Source organism: Pseudomonas sp. TH37 (assembly GCF_016650735.1).
Lineage (GTDB): Bacteria > Pseudomonadota > Gammaproteobacteria > Pseudomonadales > Pseudomonadaceae > Aquipseudomonas > Aquipseudomonas farris.
On the sequence record NZ_JAEKFD010000004.1, the window covers coordinates 326389 to 347623 of the forward strand.

A 21235-nucleotide genomic window follows, 5' to 3' on the forward strand; every position below is an offset into this window, starting at 1 on the left:
CCAGGAACCGAGATGGACCCAGTTACTCATAGCTCAGGGAGAGCGTCATGTCTGTAGAGATCCAGCTTTCGGAAAACGCGACTGAAGCAGAGCGGTTAGGAATTTTGACCCCTTTGCTGGCCCATAATCTGGCCAACGGTGGGGACGACGCCCATGAAACATTTGCTCTGTTGCTACGAGACCCTGACAGTAATGAAGTTATTGGCGGGCTGTACGGCAAGGTCTCATATCGATGGCTGCTCATCGATCTTGTCAGCGTTCCCGAGTCCATGCGTGGCCAAGGTATCGGAGAGCGACTAATGCGCATGGCCGAAGAGGTCGCGCAGAAAAAGAACTGCACTGGTATCTGGCTGGAAACCTTCAGCTTTCAGGCACCCGGCTTTTATCAAAAACTTGGCTATTCCGAATTCGGACGCCTGGCAGACTATCCACCGGGACATACCCGGCTCTATTACCAGAAGTCGTTGTGCTGACAGCATTTTGGATCTTGGCCCGATAGCTGCGTCGTAGCAGGCAGCAAACGGCCAGAAGCGCACGTTCACAATCCTGCAAGCGAAAAAACTAACAGCCTATCGCACAGCCACCCTTGCGGGCCAAATCCAACTCAGGAACCCGGCTGTAAACTCAAGCAGCTCTCGGTTGATCTGGTCGATTGTTCCAAATGTCCCGCTTTCAGCCAGACTGTAGGCGTCGTCGAAGTATCCGCACGGGCTAAGAGCGTCGGGAAAATTACAGTTCGCCTTAATCCAAGACCGATACATTCCCTCGGCTAAAACCTTTCCGAAGTCAGGGGCATCGAGAAGTTTTTTATGTGCTGCAGCTAATACGTAGGGCAGTATCTCTGCACTGCTCATGGACGGTGTTACGACTCGCAGTAATTGGCTTGCCGTGTCGAACCGGTTTGATTTACCCATCAGAGCAAGCTCTATCAGCTCATAAGGAGGACTAGCTTGGCCATTTATCTCTTCATCCGCCCAGCGAACGATGTCAGAAACTTCAAGGACATGGAGCTCTAACGCCTCTTTTAAGTACGCGACCTGAATGCTCATGCTGGGGTTATATGCGGATTCTGTCATGCAGCCCTCCGGTTTTACTTACCATTTGGTACTAGCCGGACAGTGGCTTGCAGCCGGTTGCTTAACGAGGTGTCAGGCTTGCTTATTCAGTTTTTTGCCAGCGTCAAGCAAGACTGAAAGCTTTGTGTCGAATGGACTGCGAAAGCACTTCCCGAGATGAGCATTGAAGCAACAGCTCGGATAGGTTGTGGTCAACAGGAAATCCTTCGTCCAGCCATTTGATCGCAAGCACACCGTGAGTTCAAGCCAGCAGTTCGCTGATCCACCGGGCCTGCCGGGCGATGTCTTGCACCTTCTCCTCGGGCACGGCCTGTCGCGCCTGGGCGAAGTTGGTCAGGGTCTTCTGCTTCTGGCGCAACATGCGCTGCCACTTGGACAGGAACGCCGGGCTGCGTGCCTGCATCTGCAGCGGGCCGAAGTACAGCTCCTCGGCGGTGTACATCACCGGCCCGTCGCGCTCGGCGACGATGATCTCGTAGTAGAAGCGATTTTCCTGCAGCACGTCCTCGCAGAGGATGCGGTAGCCATTTTCCATCAGCCATTGGCGCAGTGGCTGCTCGCCGCCGTTGGGCTGCAGGATCAGGCGCTCCTGGCCGTTCAGGCGTGCCTTGCCGCTGTCGAGGATGTCGCGGATCGTCTCGCCGCCCATGCCGCAGATGCTGATCGCCGTGATCCCGTCGCCCGGCTCGATCGCCGCCAGGCCATTGGCCAGGCGCACGGTGATCCGCTGGTCCAGGCCGTTCTCACGCACGGTGCGTTCGGCCGAGCAGAACGGCGTCAATGCCACCTCGCCGGCCACCGCCGTCGCGATGGCACCACGGCGCATCAACGCCACCGGCAGGTAGCCGTGATCCGAGCCGATATCGGCCAGGCGCGCACCTGCTGGCACATGCGCTGCCACGCGTTCCAGGCGCATGGACAATGTCTGTTCGTTCAACTGCAGTTCCTTTTCACCACGAGTGTCCGGCACCTTTGGCCGGATCGGGGGGAGATTCTGTAGAGCAACGCCGTACATTTCAAATTTATGCGACCAGGGCGATGACTCACCCCAACGATCACTGCATCGCAACGCTGGCGCCCTGCTGGTATTCACGGGGCGTACAGCCAAACTCGCGACGGAACACTGTGTGCAGATACTGCGCAGATTTGAAGCCGCAGTTGTGCGCGATGTCTGCAATCGCTGAATCGCAGTTCTCCAGCCCGCTGGTCGCTGCCGCCAGTTTGAAGCGCAGGATCTCGTCATGCACGCTGCAGCCTCGCACTTTGCGAAAGTGCGACTCCAGCGATGAGCGCGACACGCCGACATAAGCCGCCACCTGCGCCGTCTTGATGCCCTGGCAGGCATATTGACGAATGAACAGCAGCGCCTGCATGACGTAGGGGTCACCTAATGGTTGATGCAGACTTGATACCTGCACGTTGATCGAATCAGGGGGTATCAGTATTTGCGTGCCCGTGGACGGCATGCCGTGCAGCATCTGATGGAGCAGATGCGCGGCGGTTCGCCCCATGGTTTCGGTGCCCTGGATGACCGAGCTCAGTGGCACCCGGGTCAGGCTTCGGGTCAGCGGATCGTTGTCGATGCCGATCAACGCCACCTGCTCCGGCACGGCGATCCCCGCGGTCAGGCAGGCTTGCAGTAGCTGTCGGGCGCGCGCGTCACTGACGGCGATGATGCCGATGGGTTTGGGCAGGCTCTGCAGCCAGGCGATCTGCTGTTCGACGGCGCTGTCCCAGAGCGGCGCGCTGGTGCCCATGCCGCGATAGACCTCCGCGTGCAGGCCATCGCGTTGCATCAGCTGGCGAAAGGCTTTTTCCCGTTCCTGAGCCCAACGATTGGCTTGTGCTTCAGGCAGGCTGAAGCAGGCAAAACGCGTCAGCCCGGCTTCGATCAGGTGCTCATACGCCAGCGTCATCAGCGCGGTATTGTCGGTGGCGACGTACGGAATACCTTTCGGATAGGCTCGCACATCCTGATAAGAACCGCCCACCGCCACCACGGGCAACTTGATTGCGGCCAGCGCCTCGCCAATCAACGGGTCGTCGAAGTCGGCAATGATCCCGTCACCCTGCCAGCGCTCGATCCCTTTCAACCGGCAGAGGAAATCCTCCTCAAGAAACAAGTCCCAGGATGCGCGGGTGCTGCTCAGGTAGTTGCCGATGCCACTGATGATGCCGCGGTCGTAGATCTTGCTGCCATTGAACAGCAGTGCGATGCGGTGAACGGGCGGTACGGTTTTCATTGTTCTTGTCCTGGGCCGGTCAACACCGAGGCGGTCGGCACAGACTAGGCGTGCATACGACGAATCTCAATACTCAAAATCGCACCCTGTGTTGGTGACTTTCATAATCAGCAGCCACAAGGCCGTTGCTAGTATCGAGACACCGCCAAGAACAACAAGGACATTGCCAATGCCGTACTTTCCCGATGTCGACAAGATTCTCTACGAAGGCCCCGCCAGCGACTCTCCCCTCGCCTTCCGCCACTACGATGCCAACAAGCTTATCCTCGGTAAACCGATGCGCGAGCACCTGCGCATGGCTGTCTGCTATTGGCACACCTTCGTCTGGCCGGGCTCCGATGTGTTCGGTGCAGGGACCTTCAAGCGCCCGTGGCAGCAAGCTGCAGATCCGATGGAGATGGCGATCGGCAAGGCGGATGCTGCATTCGAGTTCTTCTCCAAACTTGGTATCGACTACTACTGCTTCCACGATACGGATGTCGCCCCGGAAGGCAGTTCGCTAAAGGAATACCGCAACCACTTCGCGCAGATGATCGACCACCTGGAGCGCCATCAGGAACAGAGCGGGATCAAGCTGCTGTGGGGAACTGCCAACTGCTTCAGCAACCCGCGCTTCGCCGCAGGAGCCGCCAGCAACCCGGACCCGCAAGTGTTCGCCTGTGCCGCCGCTCAGGTATTCAGCGCCTTGAACGCTACCCAGCGCCTCAAAGGATCCAACTACGTGTTGTGGGGCGGTCGCGAGGGCTACGAAACCCTGCTCAACACCGACTTGAAACGCGAACGCGAACAACTGGGTCGTTTCATGCGCATGGTAGTCGAGCATAAGCACAAGATCGGTTTCAAAGGTGACCTGCTGATCGAACCCAAGCCGCAGGAGCCGACCAAGCACCAATACGATTACGACAGCGCCACCGTCTTTGGCTTTCTGCATCAGTTCGGCCTGGAAAACGAAATCAAGGTCAACATCGAGGCCAACCATGCGACCCTGGCGGGTCATAGCTTCCATCACGAAATCGCAACGGCAGCCTCGTTGGGGATCTTCGGCAGCATCGACGCCAACCGTGGTGATCCGCAGAACGGCTGGGATACTGACCAGTTTCCCAATAGCGTCGAAGAGATGACCCTGGCCACCTACGAAATTCTCAAAGTCGGTGGTTTCAAGAATGGCGGGTTCAACTTCGACTCCAAGGTTCGCCGCCAAAGCCTCGACGAGATGGATCTGTTCCATGGCCACGTCGCCGCGATGGACGTCCTCGCCCTGTCCCTGGAGCGTGCAGCGGCCATGGTGCAGAACGACCGACTCCAGCAATTCAAGGATCAACGCTATGCCGGCTGGCAGCAGCCATTGGGGTTGGCGGTACTGGCGGGTGAGTTCAGCCTCCAATCACTGGCCGAACACGCCTTCGCCAACGAACTGAATCCGCAGGCCGTCAGCGGCAGGCAGGAGATGCTCGAAAACGTCGTCAACCGATTTATCTACAACTGACGGTCAACAACGTCCGCTGGCGGCGCTGTGACATTCGCGCGACAAATCTATGCCCGCGGCACTTGGCGACTCTCTACAGTTCTACCGGCACGATACTCATCGTCAGGCAGTGTCTTTCAAACAACAATAAAAGGACGCACCATCATGAAGAAACTAAAACGCACGCTACTCGCCGGCGCCCTGTCTTTGCTATCACTTTCGGTCATGGCCGATTCTGCCCACCCGAAAATCGGTTTTTCCATAGATGACTTGCGGCTGGAACGTTGGTCTCGTGACCGGGACTACTTCGTCGCGGCGGCGGAAAAAATGGACGCCAAGGTCTTTGTGCAATCGGCCGATGCCAACGAGCAAAAGCAGATTTCTCAGATCGAAAACCTCATCTCCCGTGGCGTCGATGTGATCGTCATCGTGCCATTCAACGCCACCGTACTGACCAATGCCGTCGCCGAAGCCAAGAAGGCCGGAATCAAAGTCGTGTCCTATGACCGCCTGATTCTCAACGCCGATATCGACGCCTACATTTCCTTCGATAACGAAAAGGTCGGCGAGATGCAGGCCAGCGGCGTGCTGCAAGCAGCGCCCAAGGGTAACTACTTTTTGCTCGGTGGCGCGCCGACTGACAACAACGCAAAGGTCCTGCGCGAAGGTCAGATGAAAGTGCTGCAACCGGCCATCGACAAGGGTGATATCAAAATCGTCGGCCAACAGTGGGTGAAGGAATGGAACCCCACCGAAGCACTGAGCATTGTCGAGAATGCCCTGACCCGCAACGACAACAAGATTGATGGCATCGTCGCCTCCAACGATGCCACTGCAGGTGGTGCGATCCAGGCACTGGCCGCACAGAAATTGGCCGGCAAGGTGCCGATCTCAGGCCAGGACGCGGACCTGGCAGCGGTCAAGCGAGTGATCAATGGCACTCAGACCATGACCGTCTACAAACCGCTGAAACTCATCGCCTCGGAAGCCGCCAAGCTGTCAGTGCAACTGGCGCGTAACGAGAAACCCACCTACAGCTCGCAGTACGACAATGGCAGTAAAAAAGTCGACACCATCTTGCTCACCCCGACCCCATTGACCAAGGACAACATCGACCTGCTGGAACAGGACGGGTTCTACACCAAGGCGCAGATTGCCGGACAGTGATCCATCGAGCAATACAGACTCGAGAGCAAGCTTGAGTGCAATCCTGCGGGGCGAGCCAATTCGTTCCCGCAGGGTTGACCTCCCGTCTGTTGCTTATGTGTGAGCCCTTTGTGTGAGCCCTCGCCATGTCCGACTACCTGCAGCAAATGAACGGCATCGTCAAAACCTTCGGCGGTGTCAAAGCCCTCAATGGCATCGACATCAGGGTCAAGCCCGGTGAATGCGTGGGACTGTGCGGCGAGAACGGCGCCGGTAAATCCACGCTGATGAAAATTCTGTCGGCGGTCTACCCCTACGGTACGTGGGATGGTGAAATCCTCTGGGACGGCCAGCCGCTCAAGGCGCAATCGATCAGCGAAACCGAGGCCGCCGGTATCGTCATCATTCATCAGGAATTGACGCTGGTTCCCGACCTGTCGGTGGCCGAAAACATTTTCATGGGCCATGAGCTGACGCTGCCCGGCGGGCGCATGAATTACCCGGCGATGATCCACCGCGCCGAAGCCCTGATGCGTGAACTGAAAGTGCCGGACATGAACGTATCGCTACCGGTTTCGCAGTACGGCGGTGGCTACCAGCAACTGGTGGAAATCGCCAAGGCACTGAACAAGCAAGCGCGTCTGCTGATCCTCGATGAGCCTTCATCGGCCCTGACCCGTTCGGAAATCGAGGTGCTGCTGGATATCATCCGTGACCTTAAGGCCAAGGGCGTTGCCTGCGTTTACATCTCTCACAAGCTTGATGAAGTGGCCGCCGTATGCGACACCATTTCGGTGATCCATGACGGCCAACACATCGCCACGACCGCCATGGCGGACATGGACATTCCAAAGATCATCACTCAAATGGTCGGACGGGAAATGAGCAACCTCTACCCCACCGAGCCCCACGACATTGGCGAAGTGATTTTCGAGGCGCGCCACGTCACCTGCTACGACGTCGACACCCCGAAACGCAAACGGGTCGACGACATTTCGTTCGTCCTCAAACGCGGTGAAATCCTCGGCATCGCCGGCCTGGTCGGCGCCGGACGCACGGAGCTGGTGTCGGCGCTGTTCGGCGCTTACCCCGGTCGCCACGAAGGTGAGGTCTGGCTGGACGGCAAACCGATCGACACGCACACGCCGCGCAAATCAATCCGCGCCGGCCTGGGCATGGTGCCCGAGGACCGCAAGCGCCAGGGCATCATTCCGGATCTGGGGGTCGGCCAGAACATCACCCTGGCCGTGCTGGACAATTACTCGAAACTGACCCGCATCGACGCCGAAGCCGAACTGGGTAGCATCGACCGCGAAATCTCGCGCATGCACCTTAAAACCGCGAGCCCGTTCCTGCCAATCACCAGCCTCTCTGGCGGCAATCAACAAAAAGCCGTGCTGGCAAAAATGCTTTTGACCAAACCCCGGGTACTGATTCTCGATGAGCCTACCCGAGGTGTGGACGTCGGCGCCAAGTACGAAATCTACAAGTTGATGGGGGCGCTGGCGGCCGACGGCGTGTCGATCATCATGGTGTCCTCGGAGCTGGCCGAAGTGCTCGGCGTCTCCGACCGCGTCCTGGTGATCGGCGAAGGCCAGTTGCGCGGCGACTTCATCAACCACGAACTCACCCAGGAACAGGTGCTCGCCGCCGCGCTCAGCCAACCCGCTGGCCATCACCCTAATGATCGGAAATCCGTGTAGATGAATCAGATCAAACAGCTCTTCACCCGCTACAAAATGCTCGCGCTAGTGATTGCTGTGGCGATTATCTGGCTGTTCTTCAGTTGGCAGACCGAGGGCGGATTTCTGACCCCGCGCAACCTCTCCAATCTGCTGCGGCAGATGTCCATCACCGGGATTCTCGCCTGCGGCATGGTGCTGGTAATCATCAGCGGCGAGATCGATTTGTCGGTCGGCTCATTGCTGGGCCTGCTGGGCGGACTGGCGGCGATTCTCGACGTGGTCTATCACATACCGCTCTTGGCGAACCTGAGCCTGGTCGCCCTGTGCGGATTGATGATCGGTTTGGCTAACGGCTACATGACTGCCTACCTGCGGATCCCTTCTTTCATCGTCGGGCTGGGTGGCATGTTGGCCTTTCGCGGCATCCTGCTGGGAATTACCGGCGGCACCACCATCGCCCCGGTATCGCCGGAGCTGGTCTACGTTGGCCAGGGTTATCTGCCGCACGCGGTAGGCACCGGCTTGGGCGTGCTGCTGTTCGCGCTGACACTTTTGCTGACCTGGAAACAACGCCGCAATCGTGCTCTCCACGGCCTGGCGGCACACTCGATGATGCGTGACGTATTGCGCGTGGTGTTGATCGGCGCGGTACTGGCCGGGTTCGTCTATACCCTCAACAGCTACGACGGGATTCCGGTTCCGGTGCTGCTTCTGCTGATTCTACTGGGCGTGTTCAGCTACGTGACCAGCCAGACCGTCTTCGGAAGACGCGTCTATTCAGTGGGCAGCAACATGGAAGCCACGCGCCTGTCGGGTATCAACGTGCAGGCCGTGAAGCTGTGGATTTTCGGGATCATGGGCGTGATGTGTGCCCTCGCCGGCGTGGTCAATACTGCCCGCCTGGCCGCCGGCTCACCCTCGGCCGGCAGCATGGGCGAACTCGACGCCATCGCCGCCTGCTTCATCGGCGGGACCTCCATGCGCGGCGGCTCCGGCACAGTCTACGGCGCCCTTCTCGGCGCGTTGGTCATCACCAGTCTGGATAACGGCATGTCCATGCTCGACGTAGACAGCTACTGGCAGATGATTGTCAAAGGCAGCATTCTGGTGTTAGCCGTGTGGGTCGATGTGAGCACCCGGACCGGGCGCTATTCGGCCAGCCGATGATCGAGCTCATGAACGACAAGATTGGTCGGCGAACGCTCACCCTCTGCTCAACAGCGTCAGGCGGCGCCGGGGACATTTGTTCCCATGCCTGAGGGCAGGAACGGTCGAATTTCGTCGATTTCCGCGGCGCTAAGGCGCAGCTCCGAGGCTGCAATCAGCCCGTCTACTTGTGCGGGACGGCGGGCTCCGACAATGGCGCCCGTCACTACCGGTTGGCGAAGTACCCAAGAGATGGCGACCGCCGCAGCGCTCACCCCGTGCCTTTCTCCAATACGCGCCATGACGTCAACCAATGCCAGGTTCGCACTCAAACGGGGCTCCTGAAAATCAGCACTTCGGGCCTTGCGCCAATCGTCTTCGGGCAATTGCGAGATGCGTTCACGCGTCATGCTGCCGGACAGTAGCCCCGATTGAAGTGTGGAATAGGCAAGGACACCCAACCCGGCCTGTTCACAGAATGGCAGGACGTCTTTCTCGATGTCCCGCATCAAGGCGGAGTACGGCGGCTGGAGCGACACGATCTCTGTCACCGCCTGCGCCCGCTTGAGTTGAGCGACATCGAAATTCGATACGCCGATAGCGCGAATTTTTCCTTGATCGCGCGCGGCTGCCAAAGCCGAAAGCGCCATTTCAATACCTTCACTGCTTGCGTCGGCAGGAAAGGCAGGCCAGTGGATCTGATACAAATCGATAGTCTCGACTTGGAGCCTGCGCAAGCTTGCGTCGATCTCGGCGAGCAAGGATTGGGGGGCCAGGGAGTGCGAAATCTGCTTCGTGACCGGATCCCAGACCAGGCTGCCTTTGGTGAACACCAAAGGACGCCGCGAGACCGGCACCCGACGCAGCAATTGCCCCACCAGTTGCTCCGCATGGCCCAAGCCATAAACCGCAGCGGTGTCAATCCAGTTCACGCCGCGTTCGATGGCATATTCAAGTGCACTCAGGCTGTCCTTGTCATCCTGCGCTCCCCAACTGTATTCCCAGCCGGCGCCGGCGATTGCCCATGTCCCCAAGCCAATAGGCGAAATCAGGAATTCCGATGACCCAAGACGATTCTTTTGCATAGCGACCTCTCCACAAATGATGTGAGAAGTATCCGGGAGAGATCTGATGACGATAAGATGGGTAATCATATTTGAACTACTGAACGATATTCATGAGTAATCACCCCGATCTCTCTGAACTCGATGCCTTTGCCGCCGTCGCTCGCCATCGCAGCTTTCGCAAGGCAGCCGACGAGCGTGGCGTGTCGGCTTCCGCGTTGAGTCACGCGATGCGAGCGTTGGAGACACGCCTGGGCATCAGGCTGCTGAACCGAACCACTCGTAGCGTGACCCCGACCGAGGCCGGCCAGCAGCTATTGGCGACGCTGGTCCCGACCCTGCACCAGGTTGCCGATGTATTGGCGCAATTGACCTCGATGCAGGAAGTGCCCGCTGGCAAACTTCGCCTCAACGTGGCGCGCCCGGCGGCTCGTATCGTGTTTGCGAAAGTACTTGCGCCCTTCGTGGCCCGGTATCCACGTATTCAGTTGGACCTGATCACCGACGATGGATTGACCGATATCGTGAACGGCGGGTTTGACGCTGGAGTCCGTTTTGGTGAAAGCCTGGCCGGTGACATGATCGCAGTCCCTGTCGGCGCACCTCAATCGTTCGTGACGGTTGCTTCGGATACCTATCTGGCCGCAAAGGGGATCGCCCAAGCCCCCCGCAACTTGCTCGAGCATTCGTGCATTGCCAGGCGTTTTCCCAGTGGCAAACTTTACGCCTGGGAGTATCAAGCAGACGGTCAACCGATACGGTTGTCCGTCACAGGCCCGCTCATTCTGGAAGACGATGCGCTGATGATCCAGGCGGCGAAAGATGGCGCTGGTATTGCCTATGTCTACGAGGAGCTGGCGCGCGACGAAATCCGCAAAGGGCATCTCAGAGAAATACTCCAGGAATGGAAAGCACCGCCAAGCCGATTCTTTCTTTATTACTCCAGCCGGCGCCATGTGCCACCGGCCTTGAAAGCGCTCATCGACTTCATCAAAGCGGGTGACTTGCGAAACTGATTCAGAACCATCCCGACCGGCAGCTCTTCAGTAAGTCCCTTCCCGCACCCACCGTCTGACCTCAGCCTGTATGGCATAAGCCGGCGCCTCCACGGCATTGAAATCTTGCGTATACCGCTGGGCAAATCCTTCTACCCCCCATTCCTGATACTGCTGCACATGCTTCAGTTCGTGAGCCCAGAGCGCGATGTTCTGTTCTGCGGTTTGAGCGTCCCGGAAGAGGATGATGTCGATCAGCGTCACGGCACCGACATCGGGGTTTTGCAGCATGGCAGTGGCGGCGTTGAATTGGCCGTTGTCGCTAACTCTGTAGCGTGCGGTATCGAGAACGCTGGGGGCGTACCAGCGCAGCAGTTGCTCGCGGATGTGCGGTGGAATGGGTTGGATGCCGGCGTTGGCTGCTTCAGCGCGGGCTTGGGTCAGCCACAGCACCAAGGCAGGTGCCGCGATCTGGTAGATGCCATCAGGCAGGGGACCGAGCACCTGTCCCACGTCTGGCAGGCAGATGCAGCCATCCAGGCACACTTGTTTCTCACCCGCTGGGCAGGCGTTGGTCTGGGCTGGCACTTCAAGCGTCAGGCAAAGAACAAACAGCGCCACCAGGCGCGTGGTGATGGGCGGCATTGGGCGCTCCAGGGACGGACGCAGCGCGAACAGTGAGTCACAATTGATCGACGACCCGGCATAGCTTTATGCGTAGTCCCGAACCAAGCGCTCCCAGGATAATCGCAGGAAGTGACAGACCATCTTTTCTGCGAATCTCCCACTTTAGTAGACACGCGTCTGCGACAGCTGTTGGCTGGTACCAGCTCGTCGTGACAGGCAGAAATCGGCCAATTGCGGTCGCTCAACAGGCTCACCCTCGCTTAAGGACTAGCCGAGTGATATACCGCTGGTTGGGTCTAATGCACGGCAAAAATACAGGCAGTTTCATGACGCGATTCTCAATTTATAGCGGGTTGGTTCTGGTGGGCTACTCGGCGCTCGAGTACGGAGATCCCCCCATGGGCGTTGTTTCAGGCCAATTCGAACCTACCGATGGATACGCTGCTATCCAGAATGAGTGCTCCACGAACCACCACAATCAGACCGTTCTGGATCTTTCTGTTCAGACCGAAGCGGGTCTGGTAATTCCATGTGCGGGCCTGGGCATCCTGGATTACTCCAAAGAGTTCCCGTCGCCTTGCATAGAAGTGAACATTTTCGGTATTCCATATCCTCTCTATGGTGAGTTGTTTCCTCAGCAGGTCACCCTGTATGAGCGTCAATTCAGCTAATCGGAATGCCCGCCTGTGTCCGCTTCGGCCCGTTTGCAGCCCTTATTGACAGGCAGAAATCGGCCAATAGCGGCCCTTCGGACTTGCCCCGAAAGCCCGGCGGCTGACCGGTCAATGCAGATAACGGAAACTATGCATGTCAGTCGGAGTATCGGCTTTAATGTCGGTGCAGATTCACCTGCTCACGGCGCAGGATTTCTATAATTTGCGAGATGTGATGCACGCTATCGGTGGGTTCCAGGTTCTGAACCCCTATCTAAATCAAGGAAGACAACCCATTGAAAACAGCTCTCGGCGCCCTGCTTTTAACCTGCCTGACGACCAGCGCTCTCGCTGACGTCAACTCTGTCGGCTTCCAATCCGACACCCTGCCGGACCCACACAATGAGCGTCCGCTGGAGATGGTCGTCTGGTATCCCAGTACAACGACCGTCACCCCACAGTTGATCGGCGACGATGTGGTGTTTGTCGGTGCTTCTGCGGTTCGCAACGCGCCACCCTCTGCTGGCGAGCACCCATTGGTGGTGCTCTCCCATGGATTCAGAGGCAATTGGAACAATCAGAACTGGTTGGCGAGTGCATTGGCCCATAAGGGTTACGTTGTCGCAGCGGTCAACCACCCCGGCACCACGACCCATGATCGAAGCCCGCAAGCGGCGGCGCAGTTATGGCAGCGGCCCATTGACCTGCATCGGGCCATTGAGGCGGTCACCACTCAACCTGAAAAATTTGGCGTGGTCACAAAGCGTCAAATTGCTGTAGTAGGCCATTCACTCGGCGGCTGGACTGCAATGGAGATCGCCGGCGCTCGTTTCGACCCGGCCCTGTTTGCCCGTGACTGCAAACTCCATCCGCAGTTATCCAGTTGCACCAATTATCAAAAGATCAACCCTGAGAGTACTCCGGCATTAAAGGCTGGTCTGGCCGGCGATTTGCGCGATCAACGCGTCACCGCTGTGGTTTCTTTGGACCTGGGACTCTCGCGCGGGATGACAGATGAGAGCCTTGCGGCACTGCCGGTGCCGGTGCTAGTTATCGCTGCCGGCGCACCATCGGTGGAACTGCCTGCTCAGTTGGAGTCCGCTAACCTGGCCACACGCCTGCCCCAAGCGTCCAGCCGCTATGTCGAGATCAGTGACGCCAGCCATTTCAGCTTCTTGTCGATTTGCAAACCAGGTGCAGTGGCATTGCTCGAAGAGGACATTCCTGGCGATGGCATCATTTGCGGGGATGGCGACAATGCTCGCCCGCGCGAGGTAATCCAACAGCAGGTTACGTCACTGATCACCGAGTTTTTGACGCAGTCCGCGAACAACAAACTGGAGCTCTAGGATTGCTGGCACTCGGCAACTCAGCAGACCTGAAATTTGCGTAGGACCGCAATTTTTGTGTCGAATCCAGCCACCTATTACGATCAAAAACGTTTTTACACAGCCTTGTCATAGATGAACGCATCGTTATTGAAACGCCCGTCAGCCTTTGCTCCCGAGGTCATTGGCTTGGGCACATAGGCAGTGATGCCGGCATCGTGACAAGCCAAGATTTGTTCGCTTTTGAAGTAACCTCGGTCAGCCACTACCGATAGTGTTTCTGACGCCATCGCCTCGCGGGCCTACTTGGCCATCGAGACGAGTTGATCGCGGTCGGAACCGACGTTGGTGACCTCATACGCAACGATCAAATGATGTTGAGTATCGACCGCCGTCTGCACGTTATAGCCGACGATTCCCGTACCGCGCGTCATCATGGAGCGGGCGTCTGGATCGGTCAGTGAGACCTGTTTATCCGGTGACTAAAGCGTTTCATCGGCGATCCCTGCGATGAAATTCTCAGAAATCATAGCAAGTGTTCGCGAAGGCGTTTTTACACACTCTGGGCCAGAAGCGGTCGGTCGCTCAAAACACTTAAAAACCACTGATTGCTAAAGTAATCAGAATCCGAAAATAGCTCACTCGGTCGAAGGGACGGATGCTTTGCTGCCCAAGCGGATTAGTTCATTGGAGAAACACAGGCCGACGATGATCAGTGCCGCTCCCGCGTACAGGCTTTCACGCGGTACTTCGTTGAGCGCCACAAACGCCAACAGCGCGGCGAACAGTGGTTCGGTCAGCTCCAGCGCTTGCACTTGGGATGGCTTGAGATACTCGATGGCCTTGGTGGTGCAAAAGAAGCCCAGGATTGTCGGCAGCGTGGCCAGCGCCAGCAGCGCGGCGATCGCCAGCGGCGACAGCTCGCCCATCGCGAAACCATCGGCCGCAGCCGGCATCAGCAAGTACAGGCTGCCAAAGAACAACAATTGTCGGGTGAAGTGCAGCCCCCCCGACACCCCCATACGCTTCATGGCAACCGAAAAGGCCCCATAGCCGGAGCCGGCCATGGAGGCGAGCGCAGCACCTTGCAGGGTAAAGCCCTGCTGCAGGTCGCCGCCGAAGATCACCGAGATCCCAGCGATAGCCAGTGCGGCACCAACGGTAGCGTTCGCGGTGATGGCATCCTTGAGGAAAATGCGCCCCAGAATGATCGAGGAAATTGAGGCACTGGCCATCAGCACCACCACCACACCTGCCGCAGCGTAGTGTCGATAGGCGGACGTTTCGAAATGGAACAGCACAAAGATGCCAAGGAATGCGCAGATAGCCGCCTGAGTCCATTTGGTCGACGCCGCCGGGCGCTTGAGGAAAAACAATAAGATCGAGAGAAGCACGCAACCAAGTACGGTCTTGATGACAGCGACACTGCTAGCGGTGAAACCATTACTCATGAGTATTTTGCTGAGTACACCGATCGTTGCGTTCAGTGCCGCAGCGGAGAGTGCAAATATGACGCCTTTGCTGAAAGTAGATTGCATTGATGACGATCCCTGTCGCTGAATTGTCGTTCGATAGAATGCCGCCCTATATCGACGGCGCAAAGTTTGAGGATACGAAGATCCCACCAACCCCAGTATTTATTGTGGCATAAGCTGGATCGCCCAGTAGGATGCTATTCGCCTTCTTGTCGCCGCCAAGGGAGAAGTCAGAGGGCCTAGCCCTTGGCTATGCAATATGAGTTGACGAACGTTGCAGTGTGCTGCAAAGACTGACGTATATCCGGTTTGGCTATTCCATGCCTGTTGGCAAATTGCTCGACCGCCGCTGTATCAAAACGAGTGGTCTGGATAAAGTCCAAGGCTTCGGGTTTTGTATTCAAAAACCACGCGACGGGAGGAATACTCAGTAGCAACTTCAGCAATCGGAGTGAAATGTGATGCTTGGGAGACTTTAAGCCCAAAGGTTGTGCCACCTGCATCAGGAGTTCTCGCAAGTTTGGAGTTTGGTCATCAAGCGCCAGCAGTTCCTGGCCCACCATGGCAGGATCAAAAGCACAAACTGCCACCAACTCAACCAGGTAATCCACGGTGACCAGTGGCAGCCAGTGCTCGGCGGTACCGGGCACTGCAGTCAACTTTCCCTGCACAAGGTTGCGTATCAGCTCCACCAGCGGCTGACCGTCAAGGATATGCCCCGTGCGGCTGTGACCACAGACAGTCGCAGGGTGGACAACGGTAATCTCCCCGCCCTTGGCGGACATGACCTCCAGGGTCGCAAAATGCGCCTCCAGCTTACTTCCCTCGTAACCACCGACATGTCGGTAGACGGCAGGCCAATTCGTCAACTCCGGATGACGAGGATCAATTCCGATGCGTTGCAGATGTTCATGATTTTTCAGCATGTAGCCGCCGATCATCACTAAACGGCTTTTTTGCTCAGCCGCCAACAGCGCCACGCGCTTTGCCCCTTCCACATTCACCGCACGAGAATGCTCCACTGAAAGTCCCCATGCGAAGTGGGCGCCTAGGTGGAATATGACTCTGGCGTGCCTTAGCACTTCTCGGTCAGCAAGACTCAGCCCGAGGTTGTCCCGTTCCAGATCGCCAGCTACGGCAAATACCCGGGTTGCGCACCCTCCCAAATTATCGACTTGCTCCCGCAGTACAGCTAGTCGCTCTGGGCGACGCATTAACACCCGAATGGTGTGACCTTTTGCACTCAGGTACGCCACCAAATGTTGACCGACGAAGCCGGTACCCCCCGTGACAAAGCACTCCACGCTCATTTCCCTGCTCCTTGTTTAAGGTGAGAAATCAAGCGTAAACTATCGACCCAGCTCTATAGTCAAGCGGTGTTTTCATGAAAATCGGCGAACTCGAGGCCCGCAGCGGCGCCAGCCGCCATACGCTGCGTTACTACGAGCAAATCGGCCTGATCTCACCGCTGCGGCAAACTAACAACTATCGCGTTTACACAGTGCAAACTCTGCAGGATCTGGACTTTATCCAGCGCGCGCAAAGCATGGGGTTTTCCCTGGGGGAAATAGGCGAGATTCTGGATGCGCAGCGGAACAAGCTGATCGATTGTGCTGACGGCGCGAAGCTAATTGAAAAGAAGATGGCAGAAATCAAACAGAAAATCGCCAACCTCCAAAGCATTTATCGGTATCTGGATGAAGAGCGTGCAACCCTCGAAGCCAGTGCTGCCAAGCAACTTGAGCTTCAGCAGTTGAGCAACTCTTCTAACTGAACTGTCAGCACCTGGGAAACGGAAGCTGCAGCCTGCCTCCAGTTTCAAGCCCATCGCTTACGCATTTTCTAAAACCTTGTAGCCAAGCCCTGGACGGTAAGCGTCCGCCCAAAAGACCTTGCGTGGTTAAACGGGCGGCAGTAGTGGTGATGCGGATTCTGTTTTCTATAATGATTGACCGGCCATGTTTAGGGTGCTTGTTATGCCAGCCTCCGCTGATCAAAACTCCGCTGTCGTTTTATGCGCAGCTTCCAATAACGACCTGGAAGATCTGGTAGCCATCAGGATTGAGGCCATGCGCGAGAGCCTTGAACGGCTTGGACGATTTAACCCGGATCGTGCGCGCGAACGATTTCTTGGTGGGTTCGACGCTAACAGCACACGCCGCATAGAAGTATCAGGTGTTCTGGTCGGTTTTGTCGTTATCAAAGACCATCAGAGCGAGCTTCTGCTTGACCACTTGTATGTGATACCCAGTGCTCAAGGAGCAGGAATCGGTTCTGAAGTTCTTACTCAGATTTTCAGAGAGGCTGATGAGATCGGGCGTCCCATCAAGGTTGGTGCTCTCAAGGAAAGCGCTTCAAATCGTTTTTACACTCGCCATGGCTTTGTGTTCGTCGAAAGCGGTGAATTCGATAATTATTATGTCCGGATTAACGGTAATGCCGTTAATTTGGGCGACTAGGCAAATCTTGATACAGATTTGATTTTCACATCAGTGAATTGCTCCGGATTTGCTAGACACATGATGTCTGCTTTGGGTTTTCGGCCAGTCGCAACAGGCAGAAAACGGCCAGAATCGGTCGATCGACAGCCGCACACTCATCGTCGAGAATGAGCCGGGCACTCAGCGCCCAATGGCGATCAGCAATACTAAGGGATGGTTCCGTCCACAGGACTCGCGAGGAAGCACATGATCGATGGTTCCGCCGTTTTGACAGTTTTTTTGGTCTACTTGGCCGGTGTCGTTATCCCTGGACCAAATTTCGTCGCAGTGGTCCATAAAGCGGTGGCTGCTACACGGTCAGAAGCTCTGGCCTTGGTAGCGGGTATCGTACTGGTCAACTTGTTCTGGTCCACCTGTGCAATTGCAGGTCTCGGGGTTGTATTTGCTGCGCTCCCTTGGGCTGCGCTTGCTGTAAAGGTTCTAGGGGCCGCCTACCTGATGTGGTTCGGATTCCGACTGTTGATCAATGCGGGGAAGAATGCGCTTGGGCCGCTAAATGATGCCGTCGCCGGTAGTTGCAGGCAGTCTTTTATTCAGGGGGTGATTACCAACATTGGCAACCCCAAGTCCATGGCCTTCTATGCCGCTGTTTTTTCAGCCGCAGCCCCCTCCCACGTTTCATTAGGCACGTTTTCATCGATGCTGGCAGTTGTAGTGGTGGTTTCAATGACCTGGTATGGAATGGTCGCAATCGCTCTATCGCAGCCTAAGATTGCTTCCGCGTATCAAGGTCGGAAAAAAGCAATCGATCGACTGTGCGGTGGTTTGATTTTGTCTCTGGGGATCCGCCAGCTGGTTTAGAACTTGTTCTGTGATACAAGAACTGCCCTTATGGACAGGGAGCAATCGGCCAACAGCAGTCCTTCAAATATGCCGAGGCGCGCGTTGCTGACCGCGGCACCTCGCATCAACCGGGTTAATCGACGACTTTTATCTGCGTCAGCCCTACCCGCTCAGCCTGCTCTAAAATCTCCGCCGGCGTCGCGTCCGCAGTGGGCATGATCAGGCTGTTCTCACCATCCCCATAGTGCAGCTGTAGCAGGTGCATCGCCGCCTCATGGACAGGCAGTTGAAGCTGCTCGAATTCGAACATGTGTGTGCGAGGTTCGCCGTTGAACAGGTATTCCAGGGTGTAGTTGCGCATGGTGGGATCCTCGTAGAAGGTGGTGGCCGTTTTTACACACTCTGGGCCAAAAGCAGACTTCAACTCTACCGCACGGCTATGATCCGGATAACGAGGCCCATTGGACCCATGTTTATGCCAGCATCCCAAATTCGACCCTCACCCCCGCCGTTGCTCAAGCAAGGCGAGACGGTGCTCTTGTTCGACGGCGTATGTAAGCTGTGCAATGGCTGGGCGAGGTTCTTGATCCGCCATGACCGCCACCGGCGCGTCCGGTTGGCGGCAGTACAGTCGCCCGAGGGGCAGGCGCTGCTTGCTTGGGCAGGTTTGCCCTTGCATCAATTCGACACCATGGCCGTGATCCGCGACCGACACTACTGGGTGCGTTCGGATGCATTTTTCGAAGTCATCACCCAGTTGCCCGCCCCTTGGCGTCCAGTGAACCTTTTGCGCAGCCTCCCACGCAAGTTTCGAGATTGGGCATACGATCGCATTGCGTTGAATCGCTATTGGCTCTTCGGAAAATACGACACGTGCCTTTTGCCTGATCCTGATCATGAGCAACGTTTTTTGAAAGCGCCACTGTGAACGCCTTGGTACGCATCAACTGGATCGCCCGAGCCCCATCCAGAACCATTTTTTGACTTTTTTGTGGTTCAGTGCCCCGCCACCGCAGGCCTGCCAGCCGCACGCGGGCCCGATTTGAAGCCGTGGGCCTGAGCGCCCCAGACAATCACAAACCCCACCGCAACCAACACCACCATTGCCCACGGAAAAGAGGCGACGCCCCACCTGTCCAGCAACACCCCACCCACCACTCCACTCCCCGCAATCGCACTATTCCAAGCCACCACATTCAACGACAACGCCACGTCCGCCCCATCTCCCGCCGCATCCGCCAGCGCCGTTTGCAGCAACGTCGCAGCCCCGCCGAAGCTCAACCCCCAAACCAGCATGCCGATGTAGATCACCTCAGGCACGCTACTCAAAAAGCCAAACACCACGGAAACCGCCGCAAACGCCGCCAAGCTCACCAACACAGTCTTGCGCAACAACGGCTCAACCAGTTTGGCAGTCACCCAAATCCCCACCAACGCCGCAATGCCAAACACCAACAACACCAAATCCACCCGATCCCCCAACCCCGCCGGTGCCACGAACGGTGCGATGTAGGTGTAGAGAACGTTGTGTGCAAGCATCCAGCTGATCACCACCGCCAGCACAGGGCGCACGCCCGGCGTGGTCAGCACTGTGCGCAGCGACTTGCGCTGGTGCGCGGCTTGGGGTGGGTAGTCAGGGACTTTCACCAATACCCAGGCGATCAGCACCAGGGTCAGGGCCGACATGATGCCGAAGGTGGTGCGCCAACCCACCAGGCCGCCCAACCAAGTGCCAAGAGGCACGCCCAGAGACAGGGCAATCGGTGTGCCGACCATGGCCAGCGCCAGCGCCTTGCCCTGTTGATGAGGCGCGACCATGCGTCGGGCGTAACCGGCCAGCAGGCTCCAGGCCAGCCCCGCCGCGACGCCGGCGAAGAAGCGCGCCACCAGGATCACGCCGTAGTGGGATGACAGCGCGGTAATGGAGTTGAACAGCAGGAAACCGATGATGGTCAGTAGCAGCACGTTACGACGGCGCCAGCCGCGGGTGGCGATGGTCATGGGGATGACCGCCAGCACCGAACCCAGGGCGTAGGCGGTGACCATCTGGCCAGCCATGGAGGGGGAAATCTTCAGCCCTTCGCTGATCAGCGGCAACAGGCCCGCGGGCAGGGTTTCGGTGACGATGCAGATAAAACCGGTCATGGCCAAGGCGAGCAAGGCTCCGATGGGAAGGCGGTCCGGCGCTGCCGATAAGGTGATTGAGGGTGTCACGGGAAACTCCTTGAGTGAGGATTTCAGACTTAAATACCGATCGATATAAATGTTGAGGGCTGCCGGCGCTCGTTGTCAACGACTTATGTATCGACTAGTATCTATATCGTCATCCAGAGGAGTTTTGAAATGGCGCAAATGGGCCGCCCTCGCACTTTCGACCGCGACCACGCGGTGGAGCAGGCCTTGCACCTGTTCTGGCAACACGGCTACGACGCGACCTCCCTCGCTCAGTTGAAAGCCAGACTGGGTGGCGGAATTTCCGCACCGAGTTTTTACGCGGCGTTCGGTTCCAAGGAAGCGTTGTTTGATGAGTGTGTGCAACGTTACCTGGCGACGTTCGCCCAAGTCACCGAATGCCTGTGGGACGAGAGCCTGCCGCCCCGCCAAGCCATAGAGACCGCGCTGCGCCAGTCAGCGCGCATGCAGTGTGAAGATGGCCATCCCAAGGGCTGCATGGTGTCCCTCAGCGTAATGAGCGCGCCCAGCCCGGAGAATGCGCGGGTAGTCGATGCCCTGACCCAATCTCGCGCCCACACTCGCGCGGGGATTTTTGCGTGTGTTGAGCGAGGTGTCAGTGCCGGTCAGTTGCCGGGCAATATTCACGCGCCCGCGATGGCTACGATGTTCGACAGTTTCCTGCAGGGCATTTCCATCCTCGCTCGGGATAACACGCCGCATGAGGTCATTGATGCGGCCATCACCCAGATACTGCTGACGTGGGACAATGCGGCCACTACCGTGCTGCCCACAGATCGCAATGACGAAAAGGGACTGATTGATTCAACCAGTGAGTGATGTGCGTAAAGCCCAGGCTTGTGCCGCGAGGCGATT

The 21235-nt window shown here is 57.4% G+C and carries 22 protein-coding genes and 1 pseudogene; 13 read left to right on the forward strand and 10 right to left on the reverse strand.

The genetic code is table 11. The features are described 5' to 3' along the window. Positions 1-47 precede the first annotated feature (47 nt). Positions 48-473: a GNAT family N-acetyltransferase gene (locus JFU11_RS13505; RefSeq protein WP_123722097.1), complete on the forward strand. Its 426-nt coding sequence runs from the start codon at positions 48-50 to the stop codon at positions 471-473. A 96-nt stretch (positions 474-569) separates the two neighbouring features. Here JFU11_RS13505 and JFU11_RS13510 read toward each other — a convergent pair whose 3' ends face one another. The 3 genes from JFU11_RS13510 to JFU11_RS13520 all read right to left on the reverse strand — a co-directional run bounded on the left by JFU11_RS13510 (position 570) and on the right by JFU11_RS13520 (position 3319). Continuing rightward, positions 570-1076 carry a hypothetical protein gene (locus JFU11_RS13510; RefSeq protein WP_201060884.1) on the reverse strand — a complete coding sequence of 169 codons (507 nt, stop codon included), beginning with the start codon at positions 1074-1076 and terminating at the stop codon, positions 570-572. 241 nt (positions 1077-1317) lie between these two features. Continuing rightward, positions 1318-2013, reverse strand: a complete 696-nt coding sequence (locus JFU11_RS13515) for a tRNA (adenine(22)-N(1))-methyltransferase TrmK (RefSeq protein ID WP_201087405.1) — start codon at positions 2011-2013, stop codon at positions 1318-1320. Between the two features lie 118 nt (positions 2014-2131). Then, a complete protein-coding gene (locus tag JFU11_RS13520; protein ID WP_201060885.1) occupies positions 2132-3319 on the reverse strand; it encodes a XylR family transcriptional regulator in 1188 nt (395 codons plus the stop codon). Between the two features lie 169 nt (positions 3320-3488). On the opposite strand from JFU11_RS13520, the gene xylA reads away from it, so the two are divergent. The 4 genes from xylA to JFU11_RS13540 all read left to right on the forward strand — a co-directional run bounded on the left by xylA (position 3489) and on the right by JFU11_RS13540 (position 8782). Further along, the gene (gene xylA / locus JFU11_RS13525) at positions 3489-4805 is read left to right on the forward strand and encodes a xylose isomerase (RefSeq protein WP_201060886.1); all 1317 of its coding nucleotides are present in this window, start codon (positions 3489-3491) and stop codon (positions 4803-4805) included. Between the two features lie 144 nt (positions 4806-4949). Next, positions 4950-5951, forward strand: coding sequence for a D-xylose ABC transporter substrate-binding protein (gene xylF / locus JFU11_RS13530; protein ID WP_123722092.1), 1002 nt, complete (start codon positions 4950-4952; stop codon positions 5949-5951). A gap of 125 nt (positions 5952-6076) precedes the next feature. Beyond that, positions 6077-7633 (forward strand): D-xylose ABC transporter ATP-binding protein, encoded by a 1557-nt coding sequence (gene xylG / locus JFU11_RS13535; RefSeq protein ID WP_201060887.1) that lies wholly within the window; start codon positions 6077-6079, stop codon positions 7631-7633. Next, positions 7634-8782: a sugar ABC transporter permease gene (locus tag JFU11_RS13540; RefSeq protein WP_201060888.1), complete on the forward strand. Its 1149-nt coding sequence runs from the start codon at positions 7634-7636 to the stop codon at positions 8780-8782. A gap of 56 nt (positions 8783-8838) precedes the next feature. On the opposite strand, the gene JFU11_RS13545 is transcribed toward JFU11_RS13540, so the two are convergent. Further along, positions 8839-9846: an aldo/keto reductase gene (locus JFU11_RS13545; RefSeq protein WP_201060889.1), complete on the reverse strand. Its 1008-nt coding sequence runs from the start codon at positions 9844-9846 to the stop codon at positions 8839-8841. A 92-nt stretch (positions 9847-9938) separates the two neighbouring features. Between JFU11_RS13545 and JFU11_RS13550 the strand changes: the two genes are divergently transcribed. Beyond that, a complete protein-coding gene (locus JFU11_RS13550) occupies positions 9939-10841 on the forward strand; it encodes a LysR family transcriptional regulator (protein ID WP_201060890.1) in 903 nt (300 codons plus the stop codon). A gap of 27 nt (positions 10842-10868) precedes the next feature. Here JFU11_RS13550 and JFU11_RS13555 read toward each other — a convergent pair whose 3' ends face one another. Continuing rightward, entirely contained in the window at positions 10869-11465 is a 597-nt protein-coding gene (locus tag JFU11_RS13555; RefSeq protein ID WP_123722087.1) for a DUF4157 domain-containing protein, read from the reverse strand. Positions 11466-11746: 281 nt separating this feature from the next. Here JFU11_RS13555 and JFU11_RS13560 point away from each other — a divergent pair, with 281 nt between their 5' ends. Next, entirely contained in the window at positions 11747-12118 is a 372-nt protein-coding gene (locus JFU11_RS13560; RefSeq protein WP_201060891.1) for a hypothetical protein, read from the forward strand. A 278-nt stretch (positions 12119-12396) separates the two neighbouring features. Next, positions 12397-13449, forward strand: a complete 1053-nt coding sequence (locus JFU11_RS13565) for an alpha/beta fold hydrolase (RefSeq protein WP_201060892.1) — start codon at positions 12397-12399, stop codon at positions 13447-13449. A gap of 107 nt (positions 13450-13556) precedes the next feature. Here the strand turns inward: JFU11_RS13565 and JFU11_RS13570 are convergent. The 3 genes and pseudogenes from JFU11_RS13570 to JFU11_RS13580 form a co-directional block, all read right to left on the reverse strand. Then, a pseudogene (locus JFU11_RS13570) lies at positions 13557-13910 on the reverse strand (transposase); the annotation flags it as partial. Positions 13911-14066: 156 nt separating this feature from the next. Then, positions 14067-14966, reverse strand: coding sequence for an EamA family transporter (locus JFU11_RS13575; protein ID WP_008075485.1), 900 nt, complete (start codon positions 14964-14966; stop codon positions 14067-14069). A 176-nt stretch (positions 14967-15142) separates the two neighbouring features. Beyond that, complete coding sequence (locus JFU11_RS13580) at positions 15143-16213, reverse strand: SDR family oxidoreductase (RefSeq protein WP_201060893.1); 1071 nt, start codon at positions 16211-16213, stop codon at positions 15143-15145. Positions 16214-16287: 74 nt separating this feature from the next. Here JFU11_RS13580 and JFU11_RS13585 point away from each other — a divergent pair, with 74 nt between their 5' ends. The 3 genes from JFU11_RS13585 to JFU11_RS13595 all read left to right on the forward strand — a co-directional run bounded on the left by JFU11_RS13585 (position 16288) and on the right by JFU11_RS13595 (position 18205). Further along, complete coding sequence (locus tag JFU11_RS13585) at positions 16288-16677, forward strand: MerR family transcriptional regulator (protein WP_056725146.1); 390 nt, start codon at positions 16288-16290, stop codon at positions 16675-16677. Between the two features lie 202 nt (positions 16678-16879). Further along, on the forward strand, positions 16880-17362 hold the full coding sequence (locus JFU11_RS13590) for a GNAT family N-acetyltransferase (protein ID WP_123722447.1): 483 nt from the start codon (positions 16880-16882) through the stop codon (positions 17360-17362). Positions 17363-17590: 228 nt separating this feature from the next. Then, positions 17591-18205 carry a LysE family translocator gene (locus JFU11_RS13595; protein ID WP_201060894.1) on the forward strand — a complete coding sequence of 205 codons (615 nt, stop codon included), beginning with the start codon at positions 17591-17593 and terminating at the stop codon, positions 18203-18205. Between the two features lie 115 nt (positions 18206-18320). Here JFU11_RS13595 and JFU11_RS13600 read toward each other — a convergent pair whose 3' ends face one another. Next, positions 18321-18548 carry a hypothetical protein gene (locus tag JFU11_RS13600; protein ID WP_123722083.1) on the reverse strand — a complete coding sequence of 76 codons (228 nt, stop codon included), beginning with the start codon at positions 18546-18548 and terminating at the stop codon, positions 18321-18323. Between the two features lie 114 nt (positions 18549-18662). On the opposite strand from JFU11_RS13600, the gene JFU11_RS13605 reads away from it, so the two are divergent. After that, positions 18663-19115: a thiol-disulfide oxidoreductase DCC family protein gene (locus JFU11_RS13605; RefSeq protein ID WP_201060895.1), complete on the forward strand. Its 453-nt coding sequence runs from the start codon at positions 18663-18665 to the stop codon at positions 19113-19115. Between the two features lie 68 nt (positions 19116-19183). On the opposite strand, the gene JFU11_RS13610 is transcribed toward JFU11_RS13605, so the two are convergent. After that, a complete protein-coding gene (locus JFU11_RS13610; protein ID WP_201121308.1) occupies positions 19184-20401 on the reverse strand; it encodes an MFS transporter in 1218 nt (405 codons plus the stop codon). A 129-nt stretch (positions 20402-20530) separates the two neighbouring features. On the opposite strand from JFU11_RS13610, the gene JFU11_RS13615 reads away from it, so the two are divergent. After that, entirely contained in the window at positions 20531-21199 is a 669-nt protein-coding gene (locus JFU11_RS13615; RefSeq protein ID WP_201060896.1) for a TetR/AcrR family transcriptional regulator, read from the forward strand. Positions 21200-21235: the final 36 nt, after the last annotated feature.